This window comes from Bacteroidota bacterium (assembly GCA_038746285.1).
Lineage (GTDB): Bacteria > Bacteroidota > Rhodothermia > Rhodothermales > JANQRZ01 > JANQRZ01.
In genome coordinates, this window is record JBCDKT010000094.1 from 1 (window position 1) to 5,498 (window position 5,498).

General features: G+C 71.8%; 6 protein-coding genes. All 6 read right to left on the reverse strand.

All coding sequences use genetic code 11. The features are described 5' to 3' along the window. Nucleotides 1-305: hypothetical protein (locus AAGI91_17305; GenBank protein MEM1044369.1), on the reverse strand; the 305-nt coding region annotated here is incomplete at its 3' end. A 20-nt stretch (nucleotides 306-325) separates the two neighbouring features. Further along, entirely contained in the window at nucleotides 326-1,684 is a 1,359-nt protein-coding gene (locus AAGI91_17310) for an ABC transporter permease subunit (GenBank protein MEM1044370.1), read from the reverse strand. Further along, nucleotides 1,681-2,397: an ABC transporter ATP-binding protein gene (locus tag AAGI91_17315; protein MEM1044371.1), complete on the reverse strand. Its 717-nt coding sequence runs from the start codon at nucleotides 2,395-2,397 to the stop codon at nucleotides 1,681-1,683. Before AAGI91_17315 ends, AAGI91_17310 begins: the two co-directional genes overlap by 4 nt. 210 nt (nucleotides 2,398-2,607) lie before the next feature. Next, on the reverse strand, nucleotides 2,608-3,558 hold the full coding sequence (locus AAGI91_17320) for a TonB-dependent receptor (protein MEM1044372.1): 951 nt from the start codon (nucleotides 3,556-3,558) through the stop codon (nucleotides 2,608-2,610). A 225-nt stretch (nucleotides 3,559-3,783) separates the two neighbouring features. Next, nucleotides 3,784-4,848: a TonB-dependent receptor gene (locus AAGI91_17325; GenBank protein ID MEM1044373.1), complete on the reverse strand. Its 1,065-nt coding sequence runs from the start codon at nucleotides 4,846-4,848 to the stop codon at nucleotides 3,784-3,786. A 25-nt stretch (nucleotides 4,849-4,873) separates the two neighbouring features. Continuing rightward, the coding region (locus AAGI91_17330) for an ABC transporter ATP-binding protein (GenBank protein MEM1044374.1) at nucleotides 4,874-5,498 on the reverse strand (625 nt) is incomplete at its 5' end.

A 5,498-nucleotide genomic window follows, 5' to 3' on the forward strand; every position in this document is an offset into this window, starting at 1 on the left:
AGGGCCGCTGGCGGCAGCGCCACGTGCCGGACGAGCGCGTAGGACCACGCCTGCACGTTGAGGGGATTCTCCCACCACGGCGGGTCAATCTCTCCCGAGCGGACCTGCTCAGCTCGTGCGAGGGCCTTCGCATCGCCCTCGGCCTCCAGCGCACGGGCCGCCTCGATGGCGTCCGCCTGCGCCCTCGCCAGCTGGCCGCCCTGCGCGCCCGCGAGCGTCGCCAGAACTACCACCACGCCCGCCAGCGCCATGAAGAGACGGGAGCGGACCAGGAGTCCCGCTTCGAGCCAGAGATGGTCTCGCATGGGATGGGAGCGCGTGTCGGTCATGTCGATGTGCGCACAGTGCGGCTTGCCCAGAGAAGACCGCCAGTGGCGAGCACTGTCCACAGGACGAGCCCCCAGTGCGCGTATCCGCCAGCGGGGCCGGGCGCGGGCGTAGTCTCTGCGGCGTCCACGACGCTGCGCCAGAGGCCAGCATTTCCCCGGTCGCCTGCTTCGATGCGCGCCCAGCCTTCGTTGAGTGCCATCTGCGTCCCGATTCGCATCGCTTCGGCGCGGGCCTCGAAGGCAAACTGGTCGCGGTCGCCGAGGCCGACAGCCGCGTCGGCGGTGCGGTCGGCAGCGGCGAGCGGCGAGGCCCAGCTGGCGATGTCGAGGAGGTCGGCCTGTCGCGCCATGCCCGCCTCCAGCGGCGCGAAGATCCGCCCGAAGGCCTCGGCGGCGTCGATCTCGGCGGCCATCGCGGAGACCCCCGACGGGTTCGGGTCGGACACGCCCGATGCCACGAGCCGGGTGCGGACGGCCTCTCGCGTCGAGTCGGTCACGAGCCCCTCGGCGGCGACCTCCGCCTCGCTCCGCACGGTCTGCGACGACGGGATCGGCGCAGCCTGCTCGACGAGGCCGGGTGCGAGGCGCGGCCACAGGACCGCCATCGTGAACCAGATCAGCAGCAGCGCGACGAGCGCACCGAGGGGGCGCTTCGCGAGCGAGGACACCACGACGACGAGCGCCGCGACGATGCCCAGCGCCGCTAGCAGGCTGCCCCCCCAGGTGGCCGCGCCAGCGGGCGACAGTCCGCCGCCCACGGCGAGCCCTGCGCCGACGGCTACCGGCAGGGCCACGGCCGCCCACGCCAGCAGGATCGCCGCGAGCGTCTTGCCGACCACGATGGCGCCGGGCGACGCACCGGAGCTGACGGCGAAGGCGAGAGATCCGCTCTCTCGCTCGCCTGCGACGATGCCGTGCAGGAGAACCGCGAGCAGCAGGGGGACGAGCCAGAGGAGCACCGGGCCGACGCCTCGCGGGGCGCCGCGAGCGACCACGGCCGCGGCGTCGACGGCACGGAGTTGGGGCGCGTTGCGGCGGTGGGCTTCGAGCCACACCGACGAGCCGCCGGAGTCCCAGACGCCGCGGTCCAGGATCACGCCTGCCGGGAGGTCGCGGACGATGAAGTAGCCCCGGTGCGCGGCCTTGTGGATGTGGGTGCTGCCGAGCGCGAGCCACTGCTCGACCTCCTGCGCCTGGAGATCAGCGCGCTCGGCTTGCTCCGCCTGCCAAGCCCGATGCTCGACGACGGCCGCACCGACGCCGACGACGCCCGCGATCAGCACCATCAGCATGAGTGACCCGCTGCGGGCGAAGCTCGCCCACTCGTGGCGGAATACGGTCCAGACGCCGCTCATGATGCCGTCTCGAACACGCCGAGGTAGGCGTCCTCGACATCCGTGTACGAGCTCTCTGCCGGGTCGAGGGTGCGGACCGACCGCCCGTCCTTGAGGATCACGATCCGCGTCCCCATGTCCTTGGCACGGAACAGGTCGTGGGTCGCCATGATGACACCTGCGCCCTCGGCCGCGACGTCTTGGATCAGACGGGCGAAATCGACGGCCGACTTCGGGTCGAGGCCGGACGTCGGCTCGTCGAGGACGAGGAGGTCGGCGCCCTTGGCGAGCGCGATGGCGACGCCGACCTTCTGGCGCATCCCCTTGGAGTACCCATTCAGCCGTCGGTCCCAGGCCTCCTCTTGCAGGCCGACGCGGCGCAGGCAGCCCTCCAGGTGAGCGGACGAGAGATCCGCACCCCCGACGAGGGACGCGAAGTATCGAAGGTTCTCGCGCCCGGAGAACGCCTCGTGCAGCGCGACCCGCTCCGGGATGTAGGCCATCCGCCGGCGGGCCGCTTTCGCGTCGCGGGCGACGTCGAGCCCGGCGACATGGACCGCGCCCTCGCTCGGGGCTTCGAGGCCCAGGACCATCTTCAGCGTCGTCGTCTTGCCGGCGCCGTTGGGGCCCAGGAGGCACAGGACCTCACCCGCCGCCAACTGGAGCGACAGGCCCGCCACGGCAGTCGTCGTGCCGTAGCGTTTGGTGACGTCGTCGAGGGTCAGGAGGGCCATGGGTTGTCAGGGCACGCCGGTCGCCCGCTGGCGCGCGAGGCCCAGAGCAGGCGACCGGACCGAGTGCTAGCGCCGGAGCGAGCCCGCACCGAACTGGTACGTCAGGCCGACGAGACCCCAGGCAGGACGCCCGGGCGAGGCGGCAATCGCGTTGCCTCCGAAGTCGAACTCCGTCCGCTCCAGGTACTCGGCGTTGAGCGCGTTGAAGACCTAGCCCCGGAGACGAAGCTCAGGAACACCCGGGATCGCAGTCTCGGCGAAGAGGCTGACGACGGCGTACGGGTCCGTCTCGACCGTATTGGCGCGGTCGATGGCCCAGCTCCCCACGTAATCGACCGTGACGCCAGCCGCGGCGGTCGGGCGGCGCCAGGTGGCCCCGACGGACGCGAGGTGCTCGGGCGTCCCGACGACAGAGGTCCCGGCGAAGTCCGTCCCGCGCACCACGAACTCCTGCCACTCGGTATCGGTGAAGGCGTAGCTGCCGCGGACGCGTAGGCCGGGAAGGAGCGCGGCGAGCGACGCCTCGACCTCGACCTCGGCACCCGTCACGTCGAGCGCGCCCGCGTTGACCTGGCGGGTCACGCCGTCCTCGCCGCGAACGCTTTGGACCAGGTCTCGCCGGGCCATGCGGTAGGCCGAGGCCTGGACGAAGAACCGGCCGCCGGGCGCCTGCACCTTGACCCCGACCTCGCCGCTGCGGGCGACCTCGGGCTCCAGCTCATCCGCGCCCTCACGCTCGAACGAGAAGGCGATGCCCCATGGCGGGTTGAATCCCTCGCCATAGTTGGCGAAGGCGTAGACGGCATCGGTGAACCCGTAGCTCAGACCCAGCTGAGGGCTCAGGCGGTCGAAGGTGCCTTCGACCTCCGTCCGGGTGCGCAAGGGGTCCTCGATGGACCGGGTCGTCCGGTCGTAGCGGAGGGCACCGGTAGCCGTGAGGCGCGGGGCCGGGCGGGCGATGACCTGGGCATACCCGGCCAGAGTGGTCGAGCCGAACTCGCCGTCTCGGGTCTGCGTCTCCGTGAGCCCGGTCAGCGTCTGCTCGCCCGTGCGGAAGTTGATCGGGAGCGAGCCGAAGCCGCCGCTCCCGTCGGTCGTGACCGAGTAGGAGTCGGCCTCACCGCGGTTGTCTTCGAGGAGACCACCGACCGTGACCGACACCGCTCCGTCCGCGCCGAGCGGGGACCAGATCAGGCGCGGCTCGATGCCGAGGACCTGCTCCCGAAGCTCGGGCTGGAACGGGAACCGGACGGCGACACCCGCCTCGCGGTCGACCTCATCCAGGAACGTGGCGTCGTCGTTGAGGCGGCGGTCGGTGATGCGGCCGTAGGCGAGGGTGTTCAGCGTGAGCGTCGGCGTGGCCTCGACCGTGAGGCGGGCGCCGGCCTAGGTCGCCCGGTTCTCGCCCTCGGTATCGGGGAGGGCGAGGTTGGCCGTCCGCTCGATCTCAGAGAACAGCTCGCCGGAGCCGTCGATGGGCAGGACGGAGACCGAGCCCTGGTCGAGCCGGACCGTCTGGGCCGTCACCGTGAGGCCGGCGCGGTCGCCGAGGTCGGCGTCGAGGCGGCCGAACCCGTCGATGAGCAGGCGGTCACCGCCGTCGCGCCAGCCGCTGGACGTCTCGGCCGTGAAGGCGCCAAAGGCGCGGACGGCCTGACCCGCCAGGGGACCTCCAGCCGTGAGGCGCGTGCGGCCCGTCGCGAACGAACCGCCGGAGAGATCTGCCGAGGCGCTGAACGTGGAGGGCGCCTCTCGCGTGATGACGTTGACCGCGCCGCCGATCCCATTGCGGCCGTAGAGCGCCGACGTGGGGCCGCGGACGACCTCGATCCGCTCGACGCCTTCGAGCGGGACCTGCTCGTAGTAGCTCTGCCCGTTGACGTTGACCTGCGGGATCCCGTCGATGAGGATGAGGACATCCGTGTTTTGGAGAATCCCGGCGTCACCGGCCCCCCGCATGCGGACGATCGGGAAGGCGCCTTCGGTGTACTCCTGCACGTAGACGCCCGTGACGCCGCGGAGCGCGTTGGCGGCCGTGACCGCGCCGCGCTCGGCGATGACCGTGGCGGGGCGGACGCTGATGGCCGCTGGCGCGCTCACGGCCCGCTCGGCCGTCCGGCTGGCGGTGACGACGACCTGGTTGAGCCCGAGGGCCGCGTCCGACAGCGTGACATCCACGGTGGTGGCCTGGCCGGCCTGGACGCTCACCACCTGCTCGACAGGCACGAACCCGACGAACCGGACGATGAGCACGACGTTGCCAACGGGGACCTCGTCGATCTGGTACTGACCGTCTCGGTCGGTGGTGGTCCCGAGCGGGGGGTCGTCGAGTTGAACGGTCGCGCCCGGCAGAGGCGCACCGCCGGCGTCGCGGACCGTGCCTTCGATGACGCCCGTCTGGGCGAGGGCGGGAGCGGCCACCAGGAGAGCCGCAAGGAGAAGAGAACGCATGGTGCGGTGGTGTTGGGGGGATGGATCAAGCAGAAACAGGGGCCTTCGCCCCGTGGACGTGGCCGAGGTAGAGCGCTTCCAGGTCGGTCGTCGGCAGGGCCTCGTGAGAGACCTCCTCGCGGAGCTGGCCGGCCACGAGCACGCCGACCCGCGTGGCGGTGTCCTTGACGCGGAAGAGGTCGTGCGTCGCCATGAGCACGGCGGCGCCGCTGTTCGCCAGCTGGCGCACGAGGCCCGAGAACTCGGCCGAGGCCGACGGGTCCAGGCCACTCGTGGGCTCATCCAGCAGGAGCGCCTTGGCGCCCTTCGCGAGCGCGAGGGCGATGCCCACCTTCTGGCGCATGCCCTTGGAGTAGGTCCCGGCGCGGCGGCTGTGCGCCTCGCGCTGCAGGCCCGCCTGGTCCAGGAAGCCTGCGAGGTCGGCGTCGGAGAGGTCGTGCCCGGCCAGCGCGGCGAAGTACCGCAGGTTCTCGATGCCCGAGAGCGACGGGTAGAGCGCCACCTGCTCCGGCAGGTACGCCAGCCGGTGCTTCGTCTCCAGCGGCTCGGCTTGCACGTCGAGCCCGTCCACCAGCGCGGCCCCGGCGTCGGGCACGAGGAAGCCGAGGAACAGGTTGATGGTAGTCGTCTTGCCGGCGCCGTTCGGGCCG

What these genes read in the sequence shown, in the direction of transcription:
- AAGI91_17310 (MEM1044370.1), bottom strand. Translation starts at nt 1,684, where the DNA reads ATGAGCGGCGTCTGGACCGTATTCCGCCACGAGTGGGCGAGCTTCGCC.
- AAGI91_17315 (MEM1044371.1), bottom strand. Translation starts at nt 2,397, where the DNA reads ATGGCCCTCCTGACCCTCGACGACGTCACCAAACGCTACGGCACGACG.
- AAGI91_17325 (MEM1044373.1), bottom strand. Translation starts at nt 4,848, where the DNA reads ATGCGTTCTCTTCTCCTTGCGGCTCTCCTGGTGGCCGCTCCCGCCCTC.